Source organism: Streptomyces sp. NPDC037401, from assembly GCF_055602345.1.
Genome location: NZ_JBVJWO010000001.1, coordinates 171,482 through 195,404, shown reverse-complemented (window position 1 = coordinate 195,404; position 23,923 = coordinate 171,482). Strand labels below are relative to the sequence as shown.

Annotated in this window: 16 protein-coding genes; 5 read left to right on the top strand and 11 right to left on the bottom strand. The window is 74.0% G+C overall.

The window, feature by feature from the left end:
- Nucleotides 1-31 precede the first annotated feature (31 nt).
- Complete coding sequence (locus tag ACZ7H1_RS00885; RefSeq protein WP_470782537.1) at nucleotides 32-1,660, bottom strand: glycoside hydrolase family 71 protein; 1,629 nt, start codon at nucleotides 1,658-1,660, stop codon at nucleotides 32-34.
- Nucleotides 1,661-2,036: 376 nt separating this feature from the next.
- On the opposite strand from ACZ7H1_RS00885, the gene ACZ7H1_RS00880 reads away from it, so the two are divergent.
- Nucleotides 2,037-3,590 (top strand): phosphatase PAP2 family protein, encoded by a 1,554-nt coding sequence (locus tag ACZ7H1_RS00880; RefSeq protein WP_470782756.1) that lies wholly within the window; start codon nucleotides 2,037-2,039, stop codon nucleotides 3,588-3,590.
- A gap of 33 nt (nucleotides 3,591-3,623) precedes the next feature.
- On the opposite strand, the gene ACZ7H1_RS00875 is transcribed toward ACZ7H1_RS00880, so the two are convergent.
- The 4 genes from ACZ7H1_RS00875 to ACZ7H1_RS00860 all read right to left on the bottom strand — a co-directional run bounded on the left by ACZ7H1_RS00875 (nucleotide 3,624) and on the right by ACZ7H1_RS00860 (nucleotide 10,742).
- A complete protein-coding gene (locus tag ACZ7H1_RS00875; RefSeq protein ID WP_470782535.1) occupies nucleotides 3,624-6,362 on the bottom strand; it encodes a helix-turn-helix transcriptional regulator in 2,739 nt (912 codons plus the stop codon).
- A gap of 223 nt (nucleotides 6,363-6,585) precedes the next feature.
- Nucleotides 6,586-8,361, bottom strand: a complete 1,776-nt coding sequence (locus ACZ7H1_RS00870; protein ID WP_470782534.1) for a S8 family serine peptidase — start codon at nucleotides 8,359-8,361, stop codon at nucleotides 6,586-6,588.
- Nucleotides 8,362-8,931: 570 nt separating this feature from the next.
- A complete protein-coding gene (locus ACZ7H1_RS00865; RefSeq protein ID WP_470782533.1) occupies nucleotides 8,932-9,633 on the bottom strand; it encodes an NADPH-dependent F420 reductase in 702 nt (233 codons plus the stop codon).
- 41 nt (nucleotides 9,634-9,674) lie between these two features.
- Nucleotides 9,675-10,742, bottom strand: coding sequence for an alpha/beta hydrolase (locus tag ACZ7H1_RS00860; RefSeq protein WP_470782532.1), 1,068 nt, complete (start codon nucleotides 10,740-10,742; stop codon nucleotides 9,675-9,677).
- A 251-nt stretch (nucleotides 10,743-10,993) separates the two neighbouring features.
- On the opposite strand from ACZ7H1_RS00860, the gene ACZ7H1_RS00855 reads away from it, so the two are divergent.
- The gene (locus ACZ7H1_RS00855) at nucleotides 10,994-11,914 is read left to right on the top strand and encodes an NADP-dependent oxidoreductase (protein ID WP_470782530.1); all 921 of its coding nucleotides are present in this window, start codon (nucleotides 10,994-10,996) and stop codon (nucleotides 11,912-11,914) included.
- A gap of 133 nt (nucleotides 11,915-12,047) precedes the next feature.
- On the opposite strand, the gene ACZ7H1_RS00850 is transcribed toward ACZ7H1_RS00855, so the two are convergent.
- The 6 genes from ACZ7H1_RS00850 to ACZ7H1_RS00825 all read right to left on the bottom strand — a co-directional run bounded on the left by ACZ7H1_RS00850 (nucleotide 12,048) and on the right by ACZ7H1_RS00825 (nucleotide 17,923).
- Nucleotides 12,048-13,394 carry an LLM class flavin-dependent oxidoreductase gene (locus tag ACZ7H1_RS00850; RefSeq protein WP_470782528.1) on the bottom strand — a complete coding sequence of 449 codons (1,347 nt, stop codon included), beginning with the start codon at nucleotides 13,392-13,394 and terminating at the stop codon, nucleotides 12,048-12,050.
- Between the two features lie 56 nt (nucleotides 13,395-13,450).
- A complete protein-coding gene (locus tag ACZ7H1_RS00845) occupies nucleotides 13,451-14,386 on the bottom strand; it encodes an ABC transporter permease (protein ID WP_470782527.1) in 936 nt (311 codons plus the stop codon).
- Nucleotides 14,383-15,219, bottom strand: coding sequence for an ABC transporter ATP-binding protein (locus ACZ7H1_RS00840; RefSeq protein ID WP_470782526.1), 837 nt, complete (start codon nucleotides 15,217-15,219; stop codon nucleotides 14,383-14,385). Before ACZ7H1_RS00840 ends, ACZ7H1_RS00845 begins: the two co-directional genes overlap by 4 nt.
- A gap of 7 nt (nucleotides 15,220-15,226) precedes the next feature.
- Nucleotides 15,227-16,276 (bottom strand): ABC transporter substrate-binding protein, encoded by a 1,050-nt coding sequence (locus tag ACZ7H1_RS00835; RefSeq protein ID WP_470782524.1) that lies wholly within the window; start codon nucleotides 16,274-16,276, stop codon nucleotides 15,227-15,229.
- Nucleotides 16,277-16,337: 61 nt separating this feature from the next.
- Nucleotides 16,338-16,889 (bottom strand): NADPH-dependent FMN reductase, encoded by a 552-nt coding sequence (gene ssuE / locus ACZ7H1_RS00830; protein ID WP_470782523.1) that lies wholly within the window; start codon nucleotides 16,887-16,889, stop codon nucleotides 16,338-16,340.
- A gap of 83 nt (nucleotides 16,890-16,972) precedes the next feature.
- Nucleotides 16,973-17,923, bottom strand: a complete 951-nt coding sequence (locus ACZ7H1_RS00825; RefSeq protein ID WP_470782522.1) for a TauD/TfdA dioxygenase family protein — start codon at nucleotides 17,921-17,923, stop codon at nucleotides 16,973-16,975.
- A 677-nt stretch (nucleotides 17,924-18,600) separates the two neighbouring features.
- Here ACZ7H1_RS00825 and ACZ7H1_RS00820 point away from each other — a divergent pair.
- The 3 genes from ACZ7H1_RS00820 to scpA are packed head-to-tail and all read left to right on the top strand — an operon-like array spanning nucleotide 18,601 to nucleotide 23,912.
- Entirely contained in the window at nucleotides 18,601-19,857 is a 1,257-nt protein-coding gene (locus ACZ7H1_RS00820) for an ROK family protein (RefSeq protein WP_470782521.1), read from the top strand.
- Between the two features lie 3 nt (nucleotides 19,858-19,860).
- Nucleotides 19,861-21,714, top strand: a complete 1,854-nt coding sequence (gene mutA, locus ACZ7H1_RS00815; RefSeq protein ID WP_470782520.1) for a methylmalonyl-CoA mutase small subunit — start codon at nucleotides 19,861-19,863, stop codon at nucleotides 21,712-21,714.
- Nucleotides 21,714-23,912: a methylmalonyl-CoA mutase gene (gene scpA / locus ACZ7H1_RS00810; protein ID WP_470782519.1), complete on the top strand. Its 2,199-nt coding sequence runs from the start codon at nucleotides 21,714-21,716 to the stop codon at nucleotides 23,910-23,912. The genes mutA and scpA overlap by 1 nt, the downstream gene beginning before the upstream one ends.
- The last annotated feature ends 11 nt before the right edge of the window (nucleotides 23,913-23,923 follow it).

Genomic DNA, 23,923 nt, shown 5'->3' with positions numbered 1-23,923 from the left:
CGTACCGCCTTCCCGTACCGTCTTCCCCCTCTTACTCCCGTCCGCTGGTCGCCGCGTAGTACTGGAGGTCCTGGACCGTCACCACCCGCTTGACCGGGTAGTCGAGCGTCACGGCGGCGACCGTGCGGCCGCCCCGGCTCAGGGCCGCCGAGCTGGTGCCCGGCCGCAGCGGCAGCAGCTTGGCGTGGAGCCCGGCCGGGGCCTCGTGCGCGGACCGCACGGAGCCGACCGTGCTGCGCACGCTCGCCGGAGCCGTCAGGAAGCTCAGCACCTCGACCCGGTCCCGGGGCGCCGCCGAGCCGCGGCGCAGCGCCATCACCAGGGACTGGCTGCCGGTCGGGTCCGCTCCGGCGAACTGGACCCGCGAGGTGAGGTACAGGGTGTCCCGCACGATCACGGGCCAGCTGCCGGTCTTGAAGCGGGTCAGGTAGTAGGAGGTGAGGTCCAGATAGGCGTGGCCGTTGTGCAGCGAGGGCGCGAACTGACTGCCCTCGGAGTAGTCGTTCCACGTGGTCAGCTGCACCCAGTCGGCGCCGTCCGCGATGGCCCGCTTCCAGGTGGTGCGCAGCGTCGCGGTGTTGCCCGCCTCGTCGTAGATGCCCTGGTTGGGGCGGGCGTCCTGGACGGACACCGGCTGCATCCACTTCTTGCCCAGGGCGTGTGCGCGCTTGACGTCCTTGGTGACGCTCTCCTGGCCGACGTAACTGCGGCTGCCCCATTCGGAGAAGCCGTAGCTGATGGGGGCGAACTCGTCCGAGTGGGCGCCGAAGTCGAGGAACAGCGGGACCAGCGCGGTGCGGATGCCGTGCCGCTGCCGGAGGTTGTCCATGACCTGGGACCACCAGGCGGGGCTCTTCGCCTCGGCCTTGAACGGCGACACCACCAGGCGCCCGTCGGCCAGCCGGTGTGCGGCGGGCGAGGAGGCCAGCTGGGCGAGCGAGTCGGCGAGCCGCGCCGGGTCCGTGTTCAGGGAGGTCATGTCCGGCATCAGCATGATCTTGAACTTGGCGTCGACCGAACGGGCGGCCTCCAGCAGCATCCTGGAGCGCTCCCAGTTCTTGCCGGACAGCGACAGCAGGTCGAGCGTGAAGCCGTCGAGACCGGCGGCACGGGCGGTGCGCACCTCCTGCTTCAGGTTGGCCAGTTCCCAGTTGCCCGGCTTCGGGGCGACCGGCAGCGGCCGGTCGCGCAGCAGTCCGCCGTACCGCTGGTGCTTGCCGCGCTCGCCGTCGGGCTTGAGGTAGTTGCGGGTGTAGTAGTCCTTGTGCGCCGGGTCGTTGTCGAGGGACAGCGGGTACGGCGTGAAGTAGTGCGCGAAGACCAGCCGGCCGCTCGCCCGCAGGCGGTCCGCCGAGGGCATGTCGAAGGGCAGCGCCCCGGCGGGCCGTACGGCCTCGCGCGGGGGTTCCCCGCGCGGCGGCTCCGCACTGACGGTGGGCCGGGCGGAAGGCGTCCGGGGGACGCGGGGCAGGGCCGTCACCGGCGCGCTGCCGCCCCCGCGGCGCGGCGGCGCGGACCAGGCGTCGCCGATCTGCGGCGCGGAGCGTTCCTCCTCCGCCGATGCGCGGAAGGGATCCCAGGCGAAGCCGGCCGCCGTGCAGACCCCGACGAGGAGGAAGGCCGCGACGAAGAAGGCCGCCAGCGGCCGTCTGGCGCGCAATCCTTTGCGCCGGTGCCCCAACGGCCTTTGCCGGTCCCGTCGTTTGACCGGATCCGCGCCCATCGTCCCTCCCGAGGATGTACCTGTGAATATGCCTGCGCCGCAGGCATCTCAGCAGTAGAGCTGATTCGCGGCCCCCGGACAACCGTTCTCCCCCTGCTCGGGCCGTGACACGTACGTCACACGGACCACGGTGACTACGCCGCGTGCCGGGCCGTCAGGCCGGGCCGCGGCTGGTTTGATCACCGTGGCGGCGACGGCGGTGCAGCACGGCGACCGGGCCGGAGGGCCGGGACTGGTACGGCGTCCAGCGGGTAGACGCGCGGGCACGCAGACTGCAAGGAGGCCAGGTGTGACGGAACACGAGGTACGGTCCCTGCCCGGTGCGGGAGCCCACGGGGCGCCCCTGACCTGGCGGGGCACCTTCGCCCGCTGGGACCGGGAGCTGTTCGACGCGGTCGCCCGGCGGCACTGGCCGGGGGCCGACCGGGTGCTGCCGCGGCTGGGCCGGGCGGCGAACCACGGGGTGCTGTGGGCGGGTACGGCCGCCGCCCTCGCGGTGTTCGGCTCCCCGCGCACCCGCCGCGCCGCGCTGAGCGGGATGGTCTCCCTCGCGCTGGCCTCCGGCACGATCAACACGGTCGGCAAGTGGTCCGTACGGCGGCCGCGGCCGCTGGCGGACGGGGTGCCGCAGGTCCGCCGGCCGTCCCGGCCGCCGCTGACCACGTCCTTCCCGTCCGGGCATTCCGCGTCCGCCTTCGCCTTCGCGGGCGGGGTGGCGCTCCAGTCACCGGCCTGGGGCGCCGCGATCGCTCCGGTGGCCGCGTCGGTCGCCTTCTCGCGCGTCTACACCGGCGTCCACTATCCGGCGGACGTCGCGGCGGGAGCGGCGCTCGGGGTGGCCGCCGGGTTCCTCGTACGGCGGGCGCTGCGCGAGGCCGAGGAGGCCAGGGTCGCGCCGGGCGAGGAGCGGCCCGCCCCCGGGGCGCCCGCGCTGCCCGGCGGCACGGGTCTGGTGCTCGTGGTCAACAAGGAGTCGGGCAGTGCCGGTACGGGCGTGCCGGAGGCCGTACGGGACCTGCTGCCGGATGCCGAGGTCGTCGAGTGCACCGGCGCCGATCTCCCGGAGGCGTTCGCCTCGGCCGCGGCGCGGTGCCGGGTCCTGGGCGTGTGCGGCGGCGACGGGACCGTGAACGCCGCCGCCACGGCCGCCGTGCGCGCAGGCGTACCGCTCGCGGTGTTCCCGGGCGGGACGCTCAACCACTTCGCCCTCGACCTGGGGCTGGCGGGCCCGCAGGACACGTGCCGCGCGCTGGCCTCGGGCGAGGCCGTCCGGGTGGGGGTGGGCCGCTTCACCCCCGGGCCCGGTGACGACGGGAAGGCTGGCGGAAGGGCACGCGGAAAGGCCGGCGGAGAGGCAGCCGGGGCCGGGTACTTCCTCAACACCTTCAGCATCGGCGTGTACCCCGAGCTGCTCGGGCACCGGCTGCACTGGGCGCCCAGGATCGGCGGCGGGCCCGCGATGCTGCTGGCCGCGTGGAAGGTGCTGCGAGCCCGGCGCCCGGTGAAGCTGACACTCGCCGGCCGGCCGCGCGCGGTGTGGCTGATGTTCGCGGGCAACGGCACGTACCACGGGGCCGGACCCGCCCCGCGGCGCCGGCTCGGCCTGCACGAGGACCGGCTCGACGTACGGATCGTGTACGGGGGCGGGCGGCCCGGGCCGCGGCTGCTGGCCGCGGCGATGGCGGGCCCGCTGACGCGCTCCCCCGTCCACACGGCGACCCGGCTGCGCACCCTGCGGATCTCGCGGATCCCCGAGGGCACGGCGCTGGCCTACGACGGCGAGTACGCGCCCGCGCCCGCGCAGTTGCTGCTGGAGAAGCTGCCGGACGCGCTCACGGTGTACCGCCCGGCGGCCCCGGCACCGTAGCGAGGTCGCGATCGCCGCACGGCCTGCCCGCCGCTACCGCCGCAGTGCGGTGGCCAGTTGGGCCCGGGAGCGGACGTCGAGCTTCTGGTAGATGCGGGTCAGCCGGGCCTCCACGGTCTTCACGCTGAGGAAGAGCTTGTCCGCGGCTTCCTGGTTGCTCGCCCCCTGGCTGACCAGGAGCGCCAGCCTGGTCTCGGCGTCCGTCAGGACCGCGGCGCCGGACCGGCCGGGCCCGGCCGGGGCCTCGTGGGCCAGCGCGGCCCACGGCTTGGCGCCGGCCTGGGTGAACACGTCGGCGGCCGCCTGGAGGGCGGCCCGGGAAGGCGCCCGCCGGCGCCGGCGGCGCTCCACCCGGGACAGGGCGAGCAGGGTCCGGCCCCGCTCCACGGGCAGTTCGAGGCCGGCGAAGCGCTCGGCGGTGCTCTCCAGGAGGGCGACCGCGCCCGCCGGGTCCCCGCCCGCCGAGAGCAGGAGCCCGCGCGCCCGGTCCAGGGCGGCGATCACCCCGGTGCGGCCGAGGCCCACGGCGACGGCGTGCACCGAGTCGAGCAGTTCCGCGGCCTCGTCCGGCGCGTCGGCGGCCACCAGTGCCTCGGCGAGCTCGCCGTGCCAGCGCAGGATGGACGGGTCCACCACCTGCTGGGCGGCTTCCAGTTCGGCGACCCGGCGCAGGGTGGCCACCGCCTTGGCGGTCTCCCCCATCGCCAGCTCGACCAGGCCGAGCGCGTACAGGCTGCGGGAGAGGAACACCTGGTCGCGCTCCTCCTCCGAGGCCTGCACCCCGCGCCGGGCGTAGGCCACCGCCCGGGCGAAGCTGCCGCCGGTGGACTCGGCCATGGCGGCGACGTACCAGGCGGGGCCGGGCGACAGGCCCGCATGGATGGTGAGCTGGAGGGCGCGGCGGGCGTACCCGGCCCCGGCCGCGCACCGGCCGCTGCGCAGCTCCACCTCCGTGAGGCTGCGCAGCACCTCGAACACGTCCTCCGCGGACCCGGAGCGCTCCACGGCCGGCAGCAGCACGAGGAGCTGGGAGCGGGCGTCGGCGAGCCGGTCGTCGAAGAGCGCGTGCCGTACGGCGAGGTACTGCGGCGCGTTGCGCATGACGAGCGGGACCTCGGGGGCGGGCAGGGCGAGTGCCTCCGCGAGGATGTCCTCGGCTGCCGGGTCGCCGAGGATGCGGCCCATCCGCGCCCGTACGGTCAGCGCCATGGCCTCGGCGACGGGGTCGCCGCCGACCGCGGCGAGCTGCCCGGCCTCGGCGGCGACCGCGCAGGAGCGGACCGGGTCGCCGTCGCTCAGGTTGAGCTTCCACGCCATCCGCAGCTGGACGGCGGCCAGCAGCGAGGGATCGCCGGCGGCGTCGTCCATGGCGTGCGCGAAGGTCTCGTCGAGGTCGGCGAGGGCCTGTCCGGCCGCGTCGATCACGGCGAGGCGGGCGCGGACCCGGTCGGCGGGCGAGGCGTCGCGGGTGAGGACGGCGCGCGTGGCACGGCGGGCGAGGTCGGCGCGGCCCGCGCAGCCCGCGTCCTCGGCGGCGCCCACCAGTCGGTGCAGTTCGTCGCCGGGCCGGTCCACGGGGGTGCGTTCGGCGGCGAGCAGGCCGAGCTCGGCGGCCAGGGCGCGGTTGCCGCGGCGGCGGCAGGCGGCCGCGGCCCGGCTGATCTCGGCGGCGAGGTGTTCGTCGGGGGCGTCGACGGCGAGGGCCCGGTGGCGGACCGCTTCGACGGGGTCGTCGACGGCTGCGGCGAGTGCGGCGTGCCCGGCGGCCCGGTCGGGCCAGCCGGCATCCGCGGCCAGCGCGGTGGGCAGGGCCCCGGCGGTGAACTCCACCGTGCCGTCCTCGCCCACGGTGACCAGCCCGGCCCGCTCGGCCTCGGCGAGCTCGGCCTCGGCGTCGGGGCGGCCGGCGCGGCGCAGCAGGGCGGTGGTGGGGCGGGCGGCGAGTGCGGCGAGGAGCAGGGTGGGGTGGGTGCGGGCGGGTGCCTCGGTGAGCAGCCGCCGGGCCACCTCGCGGGCCTGTCCGCAGACCGGGAGGGTGTCGGCGTGGTGGACGCCGTCGCGGGTCTCGGCCAGGGAGCGGCCGAGGGCGAGGGCGAGGCGGGGGTTGCCGCCGCTGGCCTGGTGGATGCGGCCGGCCAGGCGGGCCGGCAGGCCGTGGCGCACGAGGAGCTCGGCGAGGTCGTCGGCGCCGAGGGGCGGGACCCGCAGGCCGGGGGTGCCCGGTCCGCAGAGGGATTCGGCGACGGGACCGCCGCCCTGGACGCATTCGGCCACCAGGACGCGCACGCGCGGCGGGGTCAGGCGCAGGGCGAACCGCAGCAGGTCGGCGGTCTCGGCGTCGAGCCACTGGACGTTGTCGACGACGAGCAGGACGGGATCGGCGGCGGCGAGGGTGCGCAGGACGGCGACGACCGCCAGGCGCAGGGCCACGTGGTCGCGTCCGGCGCGCGGTGCGTCGGTCTCGCGGCGCAGCCAGGCGACGGCGGTGCGCTGGGGTCCGGCGAGCCGGTCGAGCGCGTCCGCGGGTACGGACGCGAGGAGCGCGGCGGCGGACGCCTCGGGTATCCAGCGGTCGGCGGCCTCGGGCGCCAGCCGCAGGACGCATTCGCCGCGGGCCGCCGCGGCGGCGGCCAGGGCCGAGACCACGGCGGTCTTTCCGACTCCCGCCGGGCCGGTGAGGATCACGCGGCCGTGCGAGGTCAGCGCACGGCCTGCGGCCTCTATGAGCTCGCCGCGTCCGACGCTCGTGTCAGCGTTCCCCGTCGCCGCCACGCACAGCCACCAGCCTCTCGGTCCCCGTCCTGTGCCTCTCCTGTGAGCGCTGAGGATACGAGGTCGGCCGCCGGGCGGGTCCGGATTGTGACGCAGAAATCAGCCGCGCGCCCGGAAACTCCGCAGGACCTGCCGATACGTGGTGTATCGGCAGGTCCGCGGAACCGGTTGGTCCGTACTAACCCCTGATCAGAGGCCTGATCGGGAGGCGGTCACGGTCGGATCAGAAGCCGAGGCTCCAGGCGTCGATGAAGCCGGTGTCGGCCGCGGCGACGTCCTGGACGCGGAGCTGCCAGGTGCCGTTGGCGGGCAGCGCCGACGCGTCGACGGTGTAGGTGGTGATCACGTTGGCGGCGCTGTCGCCCGAGGAGTTCTGCAGCCGCTTGACGGTGCCGTTCGGGGCGACGAGGTCGATGACGAGGTCACCGCGGTAGGTGTGCTTGATGTCGACGTTCACCTTGAGGGCGGCCGGGGCGTTGCCGGTGCGGCCCGAGACGGTGATCGAGGAGGAGACGGCGCCGCCGTTGTCCGGGATCGACACGTTCGCGGTGTTCTCGTAGGTGGGGGTGACCGGGCCGGAGGTCACGGCCGCGACGGTCGCGGCGGCGTCGGCGAGACCGGAGCCGCAGCCGCCGGTGCAGGTGCCGGCCAGCGGGCGGGCGTTGGTCTTGATGGCCGACTCGATCTGGGCCGGGGTCAGCTCGGGCTTGGCGGCCTCGAGCAGGGCGGCGAGGCCCGCGACGTGCGGGGCGGCCATGCTGGTGCCCTGGTAGGGCTCGTAGTTCTCCGCACCCGGGGTGGTGGCGCCGGCGTTCAGCGTGGAGAGGATGCCGTTCTCCGGGGTGGTGATGGTGCCGGGCGTGTCCGTGGCGCGGCGGGTCTCACCGCCCGGGGCGGCGATGTCGATGATCGCGCCGTAGTTGGAGTAGAAGGAGCGGTCGCCGGTGCGGTTGCTGGAGGCGACGTTGATCACGTTGTTGCAGCTGGCGGGCGAGAAGCCGGCCGCGTCGGAGTTGCTGTTGCCCGCCGCGACGACGACGGTAGTGCCACGGCCGACGGCCGCGTTGATCGCGTTCTGGTAGCTGGTGCCGCAGGCGCCCGAGCCGCCGAGGCTCATGTTGATGACCTTGGCGGGGGTGGCGTTCGCCGGGATGCCGGGGACGCTGCCGCCGGAGGCCCAGGTGATCGCGTCGACGATGTCGGAGGTGGCACCGCCGCACTTGCCGAGCACGCGGATGGGCTGGATCTTGGAGTTGTAGGCGATGCCCGCAACGCCCTTGGCGTTGTTGGTGGCGGCGGCGATGGTGCCCGCCACGTGGGTGCCGTGCCAGGAGGAGTCGCTGGCCTTGGAGCCGGTGCCGCACTCGCCCGCGGCGCTCCAGTCGCCCGCGTCGGCCGGGTTGTTGTCACGGCCGTTGCCGTCGCGCGCGGCGGAGGAGCTGCTGATGAAGTCGTAGCCCGCGACGACGTTGGTCGCGAGGTCCGAGTGGGCCACGTAGCCGGTGTCGATCACGGCGACGGTGACGCCGGAACCGGTGGTCTTGTCCCAGGCGGCCGGAACGTTCATGCCGGCGGTGGGCTCGAAGAGGTCCCACTGCTTGGAGTAGTCGGTGTCGTTCGGCGTGGCCATGGCGTACGCACGGGAGTCGGGCTCCACGTAGGCGACGTCCGGGTCGGCCTTGAACTGGGCCATGACGTCCGCGACGTCGGCCGCGGACTGCGCGCCGCCGAGGTCGACCAGGGCGGCACCGGTGCCGAGGCGGCGCTCGAACTCGACCGTCTCGCCGGCCTTGCGGCCCTTGGCCTCGGCGTCGTCCGCGGCGGCCGTGTTGGAACGGGCCTCGGTGGCGGAGGACTTGTAACCGACGATCAGGTTCTCGACGGGCGCGGACGGCAGCGGGGTGACCGCAGCCGGGACCGCACCGGGGACAGCGGCAGGGCGGGAGAGGGCCAGGGAGGTGGTGGCGGTTCCGCCGATCAGGGTGGCGGAGATGGCCACCGCAGATATCAGCCTACGTCGTGATGCGTGCACGATGTTCCCTTTCGCGGCCGTTTCCGGGCTGGCCGGAGCGGCCGGTTGGTGCGGTGTGGGAGGTGTACGGCGGCCGCGGGGCCGGGGGCGGTGCTCCTCGGACCGGCCCCGGCCACCGCTGGTCGCCACGTTGCCCCGACCGCATCGGCGAGGCGGGGGCAACGGCGGTACCGGGATCGCGCCGGGCCGGACGGCGCGTCCCGCCATGTGGGGTTGGCGGGTGTGCCGTTCGGCTGGAAAAGATCGCCGGTGGGCAGACAGTAGGCAACCGGCCGGTGAACTCGATACGGGGAAAACCCTTGTCCGGCCCCTGCGGGGCCCCCTGCCCCCTGCCCGGCGACGCGCGCCCGACCTGCGCCAACTCGCATGTCAGCGTGCATGGTTGACGATCAAGCGTCCGAAATGCGGACGGCGGAGTCCGCTGAGCGAACTCCGCCGTCCCCTGCCGTCCCCCTTGTCCGTATCTGCGCGCTCAGAGAGCCCTTTCGGCCACGTCCATGACGAGGTCCGCGACCGCGCCGGGCTCGCGGACGGCCGTCACGCCCCGGACGGGCGGGCCACCTGGACGTGGAAGTTGAAGTCGGTGTGGCCGAGCGCGCCCATCAGGCGCAGCCACACCGGGAGCAGCATCTCCGCGCCGCGCGCGGTCTCGATGCCGCCGAGGTCGATCACGGACCCGTCCGGCCAGCCGAAGGAGCGCAGCAGCTCCCGTACGGCCTGCTTGGCACCGGCGTCCTCGCCGGAGACGAAGACGTTGTGCTCGCCGGGCACCCGGCCCGGGTCCACCATGATCGAGCACTGCATGGTGTTGAGGGTCTTGACCACGCGCAGCCGCGGGAAGGTCCGCTGGATCCGCTCCCCCAGGCTGTCGCGGTTGACGGGGTCGAGGAAGGGCGGGAAGCCCTCGGAGAAGTCCAGCGGGTTGGCGAGGTCCACGAGGACCTTGTCGCCGAGCTGCTCGCCGCCGGCGGCCCGCAGTGCCTCGATGCTGACGAGCCCGCCGGTGGCGTTGACGAGGACCTCGCCGAACGCCCCCGCCTCGGCGAAGGGCACGAGCCGGATCTGCGGATGGCCGGCCTGCCACTTCGCGTAGGCGGGCGCGCCGGTGGCGGTGGGCGCGGTACGGGCCAGGGTGGCGCCGGGGTCGCGGGTGCCGATGACGACGTCGTGGCCGAGCCCGGCGAGCCGGGCGGCGACGGCGCGGCCGGCGGCTCCGGTGCCGAGTACTGCGTAGCGCATGGCTGTGCCTTTCGGGAGGACGGCGGCCCTGTGGCCGCAGGTCAGGACTTCGGCGGGTCGAGCCGCTCGCTCAGCCACGGGAACACCGCGGGGTACATCCGCTGCCAGGTGTCGAAGTTGTGCCCGCCGGTCGGCAGGACGAGCGTCTTGACGGTGACCTTCGTACCGGCGGCTGCGCGCGCGAACTGCTCGAGGTACCGCGGCGGGCTGAGCCGGTCCTGCTCCGAGGTCGCGAGGAAGAGCGCGGCGTCGGGCGCGGGCAGGGCGTTGCGGACCAGCCACAGGGGGCTGTTGCGCTCCCGGAGCACCGGGTCGCCGAGCACGTCCGGGTCGCCGGTGAGCGGATCGGGGTCGAGCGCCACGCCCGCCCCGAACACCTTCGGGTACTGCAGCGGCAGTTTCGCCGCGCAGAACCCTCCGGTCGAGAAGCCCATCAGCCCCCAGGCGCGCGGCCCGGACAGGGTGCGGAAGTGGTGGGCGACCAGGGCCGGTACGTCGTCGGCCAGCCAGGTGGCCACCTTGCGCTGCGGGGTGTCGCTGCAGTCGGTGTCCACCCCGCCGGGGTCGATGACGGGCATGACCAGGACGAACGGATGCGACACGCCGTCACTGACGTAGCGGGCGAGGGCCTCCGGCATGCCGCCGGCGTCCAGCCAGCCCTGCGGGGCGCCCGGTACGCCGTGCAGGAGCATCAGCACGGGGAAGCGCGTGCGGTCCGCTCCGGGCGCGTCGTACTCCGGCGGGGTCCACACCAGGACCTGCCCGGCGAGCTCGGAGTGGGTGCCGCGGAAGGTCGTGGTCAGGACCCCGTCGGCGCCCTCGGCGAACTCGGCCCGCCCGACCGGCGGGCCGGTCACGGCCGCGGCGGCGTCGTCGCCGGCGGTGCCGAGCAGGTCGCTCCAGGAGGCGTAGAGCCCGTAGCTGTTGTTCATCCAGGTGGCGACCGTCGCGATGGCGGTCAACTGGCACACGACGATCATGAGGAGGCGCAGCGGCCAGCGGACCCAGGCCGGGCCGGGGGTCCTGCCCCACAGGACCAGGGTGGCGAGCACGGCGAGGGCGGTCACGGCGATCAGGGAGGCGAAGAACGCCGTGCTCGTGAGCTCCATCCCGCTGCTCCCTGCCCTTCCCCGCCCGGGTCGGCGGTACTCCCGAGCACCCTCGCATCCGGGACGGGCCCTGTCGCGGCGGCACGGCGGCGGACCGGACCGGCACCCGTTCGGCGCAGTCCTGCGGGTCCTCGGACGGGCGAGGGAGGCCCCGCGGATGGCGGCGGGGCCGGCGCCGGTGGTCGCGGCTGCCGGGCACAGGGCCCGCCGGCGGCGGAATACCGGCAGGAGAGGGCGAGTTGGGGACGGCCATGAAGGCAATCGCATACGACGCATACGGATCTCCCGCCGAGCTGCGGCTCACCGACCGGCCGGACCCGAAGGTGGGCCCCGGCGAGGTGCTGGTCCGGGTGAAGGCGGCCGGGGTCAACCCGGTCGACTGGAAGCTCGCGGCCGGGTACCTGGACCCGATCCTGGAGACGCGCTTCCCGCTGATACCCGGGTGGGACGTCGCCGGTGTCGTGGAGGCGGTCGGCGAGGACACGTTCGAATTCGCCGTGGGCGACGAGGTGTACGGCTACGTCCGCAAGGAGTGGGTGGAGCTGGGGACGTACGCCGAGCTGGTCTCCGCCCCGGTGCGCACGCTCGCGCACAAGCCGCGGGAGCTGGGCTTCGAGGCAGCGGCGGGCATCCCGCTGGCCGGTCTCACCGCGTACCAGTCGCTGCGCCGCGTGGACGTGCAGGCGGGGGAGACGGTGGTCGTCCACTCGGCGACGGGCGGCACCGGCTCGCTGGGCGTGCAGATCGCGGTCGCCCTGGGCGCCCGGGTCATCGGCACCGCGGGCGCGCACAACCACGACTACCTGCGCTCGCTGGGCGCCGAGCCGGTTCTCTACGGCGAGGGCATGGCCGACCGGATCCGCGCCCTGGCGCCCGAAGGCATCGACGCCGGGCTCGACTTCCACGGGAACGGTGCCGTCGACGTCCTCCAGTCGCTGGTCCGCCGGCCCGACCGGGTCGTCTCCATCGCCGACTACGGCGCCGCGGCCAAGGGCGCCCACCAGCTGTGGGTGCGTCCCGACACCGCCGACCTCACGTTCCTCGCCGAGCTCGCCGACTCGGGCAGGCTGACCGTGCACGTGGCGCACGCCCTGCCGCTGGCGGACGCGGCGAAGGCCTGGGAGCTCAGCGCCTCCGGCCGCACCCGCGGCAAGATCGTCCTCACGGTCTGAGCGGCTCGCCGGGGGCCGGGCGGGGCGGGACGAGGTGCGGGGCGGACCCGTCGCGGTCCGCCCCGCACCCCTCCCGTCCCGCCCTGCCCTTCTCAGGACGCGGCCGGGACCGGCGTCATCCCGGTCCTCCCGGTCATACGGCCTCCCGGGCGTACCGGTTGGCGGGGCGGGGCAGGCCGTAGTGCTCGCGCAGGGTGCGGCCGGTGTACTCGGTGCGGAACAGGCCGCGGCGCTGGAGTTCGGGCACGACCTGGTCGACGAAGTGCGTGAGCCCGGTCGGCAGCAGCGGCGGCATGATGTTGAAGCCGTCGGCCGCGCCGTGCGTGAACCACTCCTCCAGCTGGTCGGCGATCTGCTCGGGGGTGCCGGCGCAGACGCGGTGGCCCCGGCCGCCGCCCAGTCGGGCGATGAGCTGCCGCAGGGTCAGGCCGTCGCGGCGGGCGAGCTCGGCGACGAGCGTGAAGCGGCTCTTGTTGCCGTTGATGTCCCGCTCCTCGGGAAGTTCGGGCAGCGGGCCGTCGAGGGGCAGTCCGGTCAGGTCGGTGCCGAGCATGCCGGAGAGCTGGGCGAGTCCGTACTCCGGGACCTGAAGTTCGGTCAGTTCCGCCTCCAGCGCCCGCGCTTCGGCTTCGGTGGAGCCGATGACGGGGCAGATGCCGGGCAGGACGAGCAGCTGGTCCTCGGTGCGGCCGTAGCGCGGCAGCCGGGACTTGAGGTCCTTGTAGAAGGTCTGCGCGTCGCCGAGGGTCTGCTGCGCGGTGAACACGGCCTCCGCGTACTGCGCGGCGAACTCCTTGCCGTCCTCGGAGGATCCGGCCTGCACGAGCAGCGGGTGGCCCTGCGGGGAGCGGGGCACGTTCAGCGGTCCGGCCACCTGGAAGTGCTCGCCGCGGTGTGCGGCCGGGTGCAGTTTGTCGGTGTCGGCGTAGACCCCGCTCTCCTTGTCGATGACGATCGCGTCGTCCTCCCAGCTGTCCCACAGCTTGGTGGCGACGTCGACGAACTCCCGGGCGCGCTCGTAGCGGACGCCGTGCTCCAGGTGCTCGTCGCGGTTGAAGTTGCGGGCCTCGTCGACGGTGCCGGAGGTCACGATGTTCCAGCCGGCCCGGCCGCCGCTGAGGTGGTCGAGCGAGGCGAACTTGCGCGCCGTGTGGTACGGCTCGTTGAAGGTGGTGGACACGGTGGCGATGAGTCCGACGTGCTCGGTGACCGCTGCGAGCGCGGAGAGCAGGGTGAGGGGCTCGAAGCCGCCGAGGGCGTTGTGCCGGGCCTTGCCCCACAGGGCGAGCCCGTCGGCGAAGAAGACGGAGTCGAGCTTGCCGCGTTCGGCGGTCTTCGCGAGCTCCTGGAAGTAGCGCAGCTCGGTGGCGCGCTCGGGCCGGGTGTGCGGGTGGCGCCAGGCGGCGTCGTGGTGGCCGGCGTTCATCAGGAAGGCGTTGAGGTGGAGGGTGCGTCCGGGGCGCGGGCGTACTGAGGTCATGGCGGAGTCCTTGGCGGGGAGGGCGTACGGGGCGGGGAGGGCGTAGGTGGCGGGGGTCAGCCGGCGGCCGGGACGCGCCAGCTGGTGAGCCGGCGCTCCAGCGTCACGAGGGCCAGGTTGAAGGCCACGCCGATCGCGGAGATCGTGATGATGCCCGCGTACATCTGCGGGATGGCGAAGTTGAACTGCGAGGCGTTGATCAGGTAGCCGAGGCCGGCCTTGGCGCCGATCATCTCGGCGGCGACGAGCACGAGGATGGAGACGGCGCCGGCCAGCCGGATCCCGGTGAAGACCACGGGCACGGCGGCGGGCAGGATCACCTTCTGGAACAGCCGGGGCGTGGACAGGTCCATCGACCGGGCCAGCTTCAGCAGGGTCGGGTCGGCGCCGCGGACCGCGCTGATGGTGTTGAGGAGTACGGGCCACAGGCACGCGTACACCACGATGGACACCTTGGAGGTCTCCCCGATCCCGAGCAGCAGCACGAAGACCGGCAGCAGGGCGAGGGCGGCGGTGTTGCGGAACACCTCCAGCAGCGGTCCGAGCAGGTCCGCCACCGGGCGGTACCAGCCGATGAGGAGGCCGAGGGGGACGGCGATCGCGACGGCGATGCCGAACCCGCCGAAGGAGCGGATCAGGCTGGCCCGTGTGTGCTGGGCGAGCTGCCCGTCGCCCAGCAGGCCCCACCAGGCCCGCGCGACCTCGGTGAACGGCGGGAGGAAGGTGGCGTCGACCAGGCCGAGCCGGGGCGCGGCCTCCCACAGCAGGAGCAGCGCGGTGATGGCCGCCGACTTCAGCGCGACGGCGCCGAGGAACCGGCCGGCCCGCCGCAGGGCGGACGGGCCGCCGGGCGCCGGGTCCGGGGCGGTGGCGGGGCGCGGCGGGACGGCCACCGGGTCTTCGGTGCGTACGGGATGGACGGGCGCCGCCGGGGCGGTGCCGGCGGGTTCCGTCGCGGGATGGGCGACCACGGTGTCGGCTGCGCTGCTCATACGGCGACCTCCTCCTTCTCCAGTTGCTGGGCCCGGGCCACCTCGTCGTGGAGGAGGCCCCAGATCTCGTGCCGGTAGCGGGCGAACTCCGGGCTGGAGCGCAGGTCTTCGGTGGCCTCGCGGTCGCCGAACGACACCGGGACCACCTCCTTGACCCGGCCCGGCCGGGAGGTGAGCACGGCCACCCGCTGGCCGAGGTACACGGCCTCCTCGATGCCGTGCGTGATGAAGACGACCGTCTTGCCGGTGCGCTCCCAGATCCGCCTCAGCTCGTCCTGGAGCGACTCGCGGGTCTGCGCGTCGAGCGCGGCGAACGGCTCGTCCATGAGGAGCACGTCGGGGTCGTACGCGAGGGAGCGGGCGATCGCGACCCGCTGGCGCATGCCGCCGGACAGCTCGTGGGGGTGCCGGTCCTCGAAGCCCGTGAGGCCGACGAGGTCGAGGTACTCGCGGGCTCGCGCGGACCGCTCCCGGCGCGGCACCCCGGTGGCCTCCAGGCCGAATTCGACGTTCCCCAGCGCGGTGCGCCAGGGCAGCAGCGCGTACTGCTGGAAGACGATGCCGCGGTCCAGGCCGGGGCCGGTGACGGGCTTGCCGTCGAGCAGGATCCGGCCGCTGCTGGGCCGGGTGAGGCCGCCGAGCAGGTCCAGCAGCGTCGACTTGCCGCATCCGCTCGGCCCGACGACCACGAGGAACTCGCCGGATTCGATCTCCAGGTCGATGCCTTCGAGCGCGGTGAACTCGCTCGCCTGGCGCCTGGCACCGATCCCGGAGCGGCCGGCGGCCTTCACGGGGAACGTCTTGCCGACGTTCTCGAACACGATCTTCGCCATGGTGGCCTCAGCTCCCGCTCTTGCCTGCGGCGGCGTCGTTGTAGTCGTTGGTGTAGAGGTCCGAGGGCGTGAAGCGGCCCTTCTTGATGTCACCGCGCTCGGCCAGCCAGTCGATCCACAGCTGGAACTCCTTGTCGCTGATGCGGCCGGCCTTGCCCGCGACGCCGTAGGAGCGCCAGTACTTGAGGGCGGCGGTGTCCTCGTTGCGGCCGCGCTTCTCGACGATCCCGGTCATGCGGGCGATGACCTGCTCGTGCGGGGTGGTGCGGGACCACTCGACGGCCTTGCCCACGCCGGTGACGAAGGTGCGCACGGTGTCCGGGTTCGCCTTGATGAAGCGCTCGGTCATCACGTACGTCCCGGCGCTGAACGCGCCGAGCAGCTGATAGTCGGTGAACAAGGGCCGGATGCCGCCGGTTGCGAGGGCCTTGTCGCGCAGGATGCCGCCGAGCACGCCGACCTCGATCTGCCGCTGGCGCAGGGTCTGTTCGGTGTTGACGGGCGGCACCACGAGCGGCTCGACCCTGCCGACGTCCGCGCGGGAGAGGCCGTTGCGGGTGAGCCAGATCTCCAGCATGGCCTCGGCGTGGGCACCGAGGGTGTTCATCCCGACCTTGGCCTTGGCGGCGGCCACGTCACCGGCGGTGCGCAGCGGGCTGTCCTCGCGGACGAAGAACCCGCTGTAGGCGTGCTTGTCGGAGCCGTAGTAGCTGATCACGGACTTGATGGGGGCACCGCCGGCGGCCAGCTTGACCACGGCGCCGTTGAAGGCGCCGCCGAAGTCGGTCTGCCCGGTCGCCGCGGACTGGATGTCCTGCGGGCCGCTGATGGTGTTGCCGACCCACTCCAGCTTCACGTCGCCCAGGTAGCCGAGGTCCTGGGCCAGTTCGGGCAGGGTGACCTGGCCGACCGCGCCCTGGTAGCGGAGCTTCTTGGTCTGCGTGCCGCCGGAGCCGCCGGTGGCTGTGGCCCGGCCGCAGCTCACGGCGGCCGCCGAGATGCCGAGCAGGGCGAGGAACTGGCGTCGGGAGGACGGGGTCAACGTGGGCGTGGGCATGGCGGTTCCTTGTCGGTTCGGGCGGAGGGTGGCGCGGGGCGGGACGGTGGCGGGCGGTGGCCTACGGCGCCGCGCTGAGGGCTGCGCCCGCGTGCAGTGCTCCGGCGAACTCCTCGACCGCCTGGAACAGCTGGAGTTCGGCCTCCGGAGCCAGGACCCCCGCGTCCGGGCCGCGGCCGATCGCCGTGTCGAGGACGAAGCGGCCCGCGACGACGTGCCGGGCGCCGAGTGCGGACAGCACCGGGCGCAGGGCGTAGTCGATGGTCAGGACGTGGGCGAGGCTGCCGCCGGTGGCGAGCGGCAGGACGGTCTTCCCGGCCAGCCCCGCCTGCGGGAGCAGGTCGAGGAAGGCCTTGAGGAGTCCGGTGTACGAGGCCTTGTAGACCGGGGTGGCGATCACGATGCCGTCGGCCTCGGCGACCGCGGTGAGCGCGCTGCGCAGCTCCGGCTGTCCGGTGCGGGCGGCGAGCAGGTCGGCGGCCGGGAGGTCCCGTACCGCGAGGTGGCTGGTCTCGGAACCGGCTAGGGCCGGGAGCCGCAGGACGTGGTCGACGACGAGCGAGGTGCGCGAGGTTGCGGACGGGCTGCCGGAGAGGGCGAGAAGTCTGGGCACGGCGGAGGGCTCCTTGGCTCCTGGTCGCGGAAGGCGCGGGCGGTGAGGGGGGTGCGGGGGTGCGGGGAAGTGGTGCCGTGTGCTCAGCCGGGCTGGACCTCGGCGGTCGTGGAGGCTCCGGAGGGGATGCCGAAGGACGGGGCGGGTACGGCCTCGGGCTCGAGGAGGACGGAGGGACGGCCGTCGGGGCCGACCGGGACGTCGCCGTCGACGGTCACGCGGCGCAGGGTGCGCTCGTGGTCGTCGGAGTCGTCGACGCCGTAGTGCTGGGTGGCGCGGTTGTCCCAGATCGCGACGTCGCCCTGCTGCCACTGCCAGCGCACGGTGTTCTCGGGGCGCTCGATGTGCGACTGGAAGAGGTCGAGGAGGGTGCGCGAGTCCGCGCCGGTGAAGCCGGCGATGCGCTGGACGAAGTTGCCGAGGAGCAGGGCGCGTTCGCCGGTCTCGGGGTGGACGCGGACCACGGGGTGCTCGGTGAGGAAGGCGGTGGAGGTGAACACCTCGCGGTACTGGGCGAGGGCCTCGGGCAGGGCGTCGGGCCGCAGGGCCGCGTAGTCGTACTCGTTGGAGTGGACGGCGCGCAGGCCGTCGGCGAGGGCGCGCAGCGGCGCGGGCAGGTGGTCGTAGGCGGTGGCGGTGTTGGCCCAGAGGGTGTCGCCGCCGTAGGGCGGGATGGTCACGGCGCGCAGGATGGAGAAGGCGGGGTAGGCGGGGACGAAGGTGACGTCGGTGTGCCACTGGTTGGCCCGGCCTCCGTGCTCCGAGTCGATGCCGAGGGCGTAACGGCCGTCCGCGGAGGGGACGGTGGGGTGGGCTACGGGGGTGCCGAGGAGGCGGGCGAAGGCCTCGTGCCGGGCCTCGTCGAGGTGGTGCTGGCCGCGGAAGAAGACGACCTTGTGGCGCAGGAGGGCCTCGCGGACGGCGGCCACGGTCTCGGGGGCGAGGTCGGGGCCGAGTTCGACGCCTTCGACGACGGCTCCGAGGCGGCCGCCGACCTTGGTGACGGTGGGGGCGGCGGTGAGGGCGGTGGTCATGGCATGTCCTTTCGTGCGCATGGCTGCGCTCATTCGTTTCGCTGCGGAAGTAATTGGGTGGCGCGCATCCCGGAAAGGCCGGTCAGCGGAACAATCGGCAGGTACCGGGCAGTTCTGTGCCGTGCAGGGCGAAGCGGGGAACGGTAGGGGGAACGGCTGAGGGGAAGCCGGGGGAAGGGGCGGGTGCGTCACGCGCAGGGCCCGGAATCCGGATGCCCCGGATCACGGCGCCGGCGCCCCGGCCGCTCGGCGGCCGGGCGATCGGGTCACCCGGCGGCCGGGTGGCCCATGGGTCCGGTGCGCTCGCTCAGATACAGCGCGCGGCCGGACAGCGGCCCGGGCACGCGGCCGGCGTACGGAACCGGCTCGGAGTGTGGAGCCGCAGGACGGGAGTGTGCGTCGCGGACATGGCTCGGAGCGTGTCAGCGGGCCGGTTTCCGGTCAAGGCCGGACCGGGGGCCGAAACAGCACTCCGGGCTGGTTCAATCACTACTCGAGCGGCCGCCCCCCGCGCACCCTCCGCACACCCCGCGCACTGCCCCTGACCTGTGCTTTCCCTCGGCGGCGCAGGGGCCGCCCCACCGGCTCGCGGTACTGCGCGGACGGCTCGGCGCACACCCTCGGGGATTTCACGGCGCCGCAATGCGGCAGCCATCACCGCGACGGAAAGGAACACCGTGACGCTCGCCCCGCCCGGCCCCCGGATGACGGGTGACAGCCGGCGCGAGACCAATGCCGCCACCGTCCTGCGCACCGTGCTCGACCGCGGCCCGGTCGCCCGCAGCGCCGTCTCCCGGCTGTGCGGCCTGAGCCCGGCCGCCGTATCCCGGCAGGCCACGGAACTGCTGCGGCTCGGCCTGGTCCGCGAGCTGCCCGAGCTGGCGGCCACCGGCGGCGTCGGACGCCCGCAGACCCCGCTCGACCTGCACACGGGCCCGGTCGGCGGGCCGGTCGTCGCCGGGCTCCACCTCGGCGTGCCCGCCTCGACGTTCGGGCTGGTGGACCTGCGGGGGCAGGTGCTGGCCCAGCGCACGTTCCCCCACCAGGGCCTGTCCCCCGAGGCGCTCCCGGGACAGGTGAGCGCCGGACTGGACCGGTTCGTAAGGGAGTTCGCCGGCGACCGGCCGGTGCTGGGCGCCGGGGCCGCCCTCGGCGGCTGGGTGCGCCCGGCCGAGGGGGTCGTCGTACGGCACGACGCGCTCGGCTGGCACGGCAGGCCGCTGGCCGCCGAGCTCTCGCGGAACCTGCAGCTGCCCGTACGGCTGGACAACCACGCGCGGGCCGTCGCCGGGTCGGAGATCCTTTTCGGCCGTTCCGAGGCGCGGCGCAGCCTCGTCCACCTCTTCGTCGGCACGGTCGTCGACGCGGCCTTCGGCATCGCGGGCGTCATCCACGAGGGTCCCGGCTCGGGCGCCGGCGATGTCGCGCACCTGCCGGTCCCCGGCTCCACCGCCGACTGCCGATGCGGCCGTACGGGCTGCCTGGAGGCCACCGCCGCGGACCCGGCGCTCGCCGCGGCCGCAGTCCGGCAGGGCATCGTCCCGGAGCCGGACGCCGCCCTGGTGGTCGACGCGGCGGCGGCGGGCGATCCGCGGGCCGACCGGCTGCTGCGCGAGCGGGCCCGGGCGGTGGGCCGGGCGGCCGCGCTCCTGCTGGACGTGTTCAACCCCGGGCTGCTGCTGGTGACCGAGCGGTCGAGCCTGCTGCACCCCGGCTATATGGGTGAGATCCGCGCCGCGGCGGTCGAGCTCTCCCACGTCTGCGACGACCCGGAGCGCATCGCCGGCCCGCACGCCGGTCCGGCCGTGCTGCCGGTGGCCGCGGGTTCGGTGCTGCTCGGCCCGCTGTTCCACGACCCCGTACGGACATCCAGAGAGGTCAAGGTCACACCGTTACGCTCTGCTGCCGCTCTAGTGCGCTGCCCTACAGTCTGAGCCATGACGGTCCTGCCTGACGACGGGCTTTCGCTGGCCGCCGAGTTCCCTGATGCGACGCATGAGCAGTGGCAGCGCCTGGTGGAAGGCGTACTGCGAAAGACGGGCAAGGAGGTCTCCGGCGATGCCGCCGAGGAGGCCTTGTCCACGACGCTCGAGGACGGGCTCAGCACCCGGCCCCTGTACACCGCGCGGAACTCCGCGCCCGATGCCGGCTACCCCGGCTTCGCCCCGTTCGTACGGGGCGGCCGTGCGGAAGGCGGCGCTGCGAACGGCTGGGACGTACGCCAGCGGCTCGCCGGCGCCGACCCCGCCCGGCTCAACGAAGCAGCGCTCGCCGACCTGGAGAGCGGCGTCACCTCGCTGTGGCTCACGGTCGGCCGGGGCGGCATCCCCGTCTCCGGGCTCGCCCGGGCCCTCGACGGCGTCTACCTCGACCTCGCCCCGGTCGTCCTCGACGCGGGTGCCGACACGGGCTCCGCGGCACGGGAGCTGCTGCGGCTCTTCGCGGAGCGCGGCGTGGCCCCGGGTGCCGCACGCGCCTGCCTCGGCGCCGACCCGATCGGCCACGAGGCACGTACCGGCGAAGCCCTGGAATTCGCGGACGCGATCGCTCTCGCAGGAGAGTGCGCCCGCGACTGGCCCGGTATCCGCGCGCTGACCGTGGACGCCCTGCCGTACCACGAGGCGGGCGGTTCGGCCGCCGAGGAGCTGGGGCTCTCGCTGGCCACCGGCGTCGCCTATCTGCGCGCCCTCACCGACGCCGGCCTGGGCGTCGAAGAGGCCTGCGGGCAGCTGGAGTTCCGCTACGCGGCGGGCGCCGACCAGTTCCTGACGATCGCGAAGCTGCGGGCCGCGCGCCGGCTGTGGGCCCGGGTCGCCGAGGTCTGCGGGGCTCCGGCGGCCGGCGCCCAGCGCCAGCACGCCGTGACCTCGCCCGTGATGATGACCCGCCGGGACCCCTGGGTGAACATGCTGCGGACCACCGTGGCCACCCTGGCCGCGGGCGTCGGCGGCGCCGACTCCGTCACCGTGCTCCCCTTCGACCACGAACTGGGCCTGCCCGACGCGTTCGCGCGCCGGATCGCCCGCAACACCTCCACGATCCTGATGGAGGAGTCCCACCTCGCCCGGGTGATCGACCCGGCCGGCGGCTCCTGGTACGTGGAGCGGATGACGGACGAACTGGCCCACGCCGCGTGGCAGTTCTTCCAGGAGATCGAGCGGGCGGGCGGCCCGGCCGCCGCGCTGCGCTCGGGGCTGGTCCGCGAGCGGCTCGCGGCCACCTGGGCCGAGCGCTCGAAGAAGCTGGCCAAGCGGCGCGAACCCATCACCGGCGTGAGCGAGTTCCCGCACCTGGCGGAGAAGCCGGTGGAGCGCGAGCCCGCGCCCGCCGCCCCCTCCGGCGGGCTGCCGCGGGTGCGCCGCGACGAGGCGTACGAGGCGCTGCGGGCCCGTTCGGACGCGCACCTGGCGCTGACCGGCGCCCGGCCGCGGATCCTCCTGGCCGCGCTGGGCCCGGCTGCCGCGCACACCGCGCGGGCGACGTTCGCCGCGAACCTCTTCCAGGCGGGCGGCATCGAGCCCGTTCACGACCCGGTGTCCGTGGACGCCGGCACCGCGGCCGCAGCCCTCGCGGCGAGCGGTGCGCAACTGGCCTGCCTGGTGTCCAGCGACGCGCTGTACGAGGAGCAGGGTGCCGACGTCGCCGCGGCTCTGCGGGCGGCGGGCGCGGACACGGTCTTCCTCGCCGGGAAGCCGGGCACGTGCGCGGACTCCGTCGACGCGTACCTCTTCGCCGGCTGCGACGCCGTCGCCGTGCTGTCCTCCGTCCTCGACCGCATGGGAGTGGCGTGATGCGGATCCCCGATTTCACCGGCATCGATCTGGGCTCCGCGGCCGCGGGGGGTTCCGAGGACCAGTGGCGCGCGGCGGTCAAGGAGGCCACCGGCACCGCGGCCGGCGACCTGCTGTGGGAGACCCCGGAGGGCATCGGCGTCAAGCCGCTGTACACGGGCCGGGACCTGGAGGGCCTGGACTTCCTGGACACCTACCCGGGCGTGGCGCCGTACCTGCGCGGCCCGTACCCGACCATGTACGTCAACCAGCCCTGGACGATCCGGCAGTACGCCGGCTTCTCCACGGCCGAGGAGTCGAACGCCTTCTACCGGCGCAACCTGGCCGCCGGCCAGAAGGGCCTGTCGGTCGCCTTCGACCTGCCCACGCACCGCGGCTACGACAGCGACCACCCGCGGGTGACCGGTGACGTCGGCATGGCGGGCGTGGCCATCGACTCGATCTACGACATGCGCCAGCTGTTCGACGGCATCCCGCTGGACAAGATGTCGGTGTCGATGACGATGAACGGCGCGGTGCTGCCCGTCCTCGCGCTGTACATCGTGGCGGCGGAGGAGCAGGGCGTCTCCCCCGACAAGCTCGCCGGGACCATCCAGAACGACATCCTCAAAGAGTTCATGGTCCGCAACACCTACATCTACCCGCCCAAGCCCTCGATGCGGATCATCTCCGACATCTTCGCGTTCACCTCGCAGAAGATGCCGCGGTACAACTCGATCTCCATCTCCGGCTACCACATCCAGGAAGCGGGTGCGACGGCGGACCTGGAGCTGGCCTACACCCTCGCGGACGGGGTGGAGTACCTGCGCGCGGGTCGGGCGGTCGGGCTGGACGTGGACGCCTTCGCGCCGCGGCTGTCCTTCTTCTGGGCGATCGGCATGAACTTCTTCATGGAGGTCGCGAAGCTGCGCGCGGCGAGGCTGCTGTGGGCCAAGCTGGTCAAGCAGTTCGACCCGAAGAACGCCAAGTCCCTTTCACTGCGCACCCATTCGCAGACCTCGGGATGGTCGCTGACCGCGCAGGACGTCTTCAACAACGTCACCCGCACGTGCGTGGAGGCGATGGCCGCCACGCAGGGCCACACGCAGTCGCTGCACACCAACGCCCTCGACGAGGCGCTGGCGCTGCCGACGGACTTCTCGGCGCGCATCGCCCGCAACACCCAGCTGCTCATCCAGCAGGAGTCGGGCACCACCCGGGTCATCGACCCGTGGGGCGGCAGCGCGTACGTCGAGAAGCTCACGTACGACCTGGCGCGCCGGGCCTGGCAGCACATCGAGGAGGTCGAGGCGGCCGGCGGCATGGCGCAGGCCATCGACGCGGGCATCCCGAAGCTGCGCGTGGAGGAGGCCGCGGCCCGTACCCAGGCGCGGATCGACTCCGGCCGCCAGCCGGTGATCGGCGTCAACAAGTACCGCGTGGACAGCGACGAGCAGATCGACGTGCTCAAGGTCGACAACTCCTCGGTGCGCACCCAGCAGATCGCCAAGCTGCGGCGGCTGCGCGAGGAGCGCGACGAGACGCGCTGCCAGGACGCGCTGCAGAAGCTGACCAACTCCGCCGAGCGCGGTTCGGGCCCCGGCCTCGACGGCAACCTGCTCGCGCTGGCCGTGGAAGCGGCCCGTGCCAAGGCCACCGTCGGCGAGATCTCGGACGCCCTGGAGAAGGTGTACGGCCGGCACGCCAGCCAGATCCGTACCATCTCCGGCGTGTACCGCAACGAGGCAGGAGAGTCCCCGTCCGTGGAGCGCACCCGCGCGCTGGTCGACCGGTTCGAGGAGGCGGAGGGCCGCCGTCCGCGCATCCTGGTCGCGAAGATGGGCCAGGACGGCCACGACCGCGGCCAGAAGGTCATCGCGACGGCCTTCGCCGACCTGGGCTTCGACGTGGACGTCGGCCCGCTGTTCCAGACCCCGGGGGAGGTGGCCCGCCAGGCCGTCGAGGCGGACGTCCACGTGGTGGGCGTGTCGTCGCTGGCGGCCGGCCACCTGACCCTCGTCCCGGCGCTGCGCGAGCAGCTCGCGGAGGAGGGCCGCGAGGACATCATGATCGTCGTGGGCGGGGTGATCCCGCCGCAGGACGTGCCGACGCTGCTGGAGATGGGCGCGACGGCGGTCTTCCCGCCCGGCACGGTGATCCCCGACGCGGCCTACGACCTGGTGACGCGGCTGGCCGCGGATCTGGGCCACGAGCTGTAAGAGGCCATCGG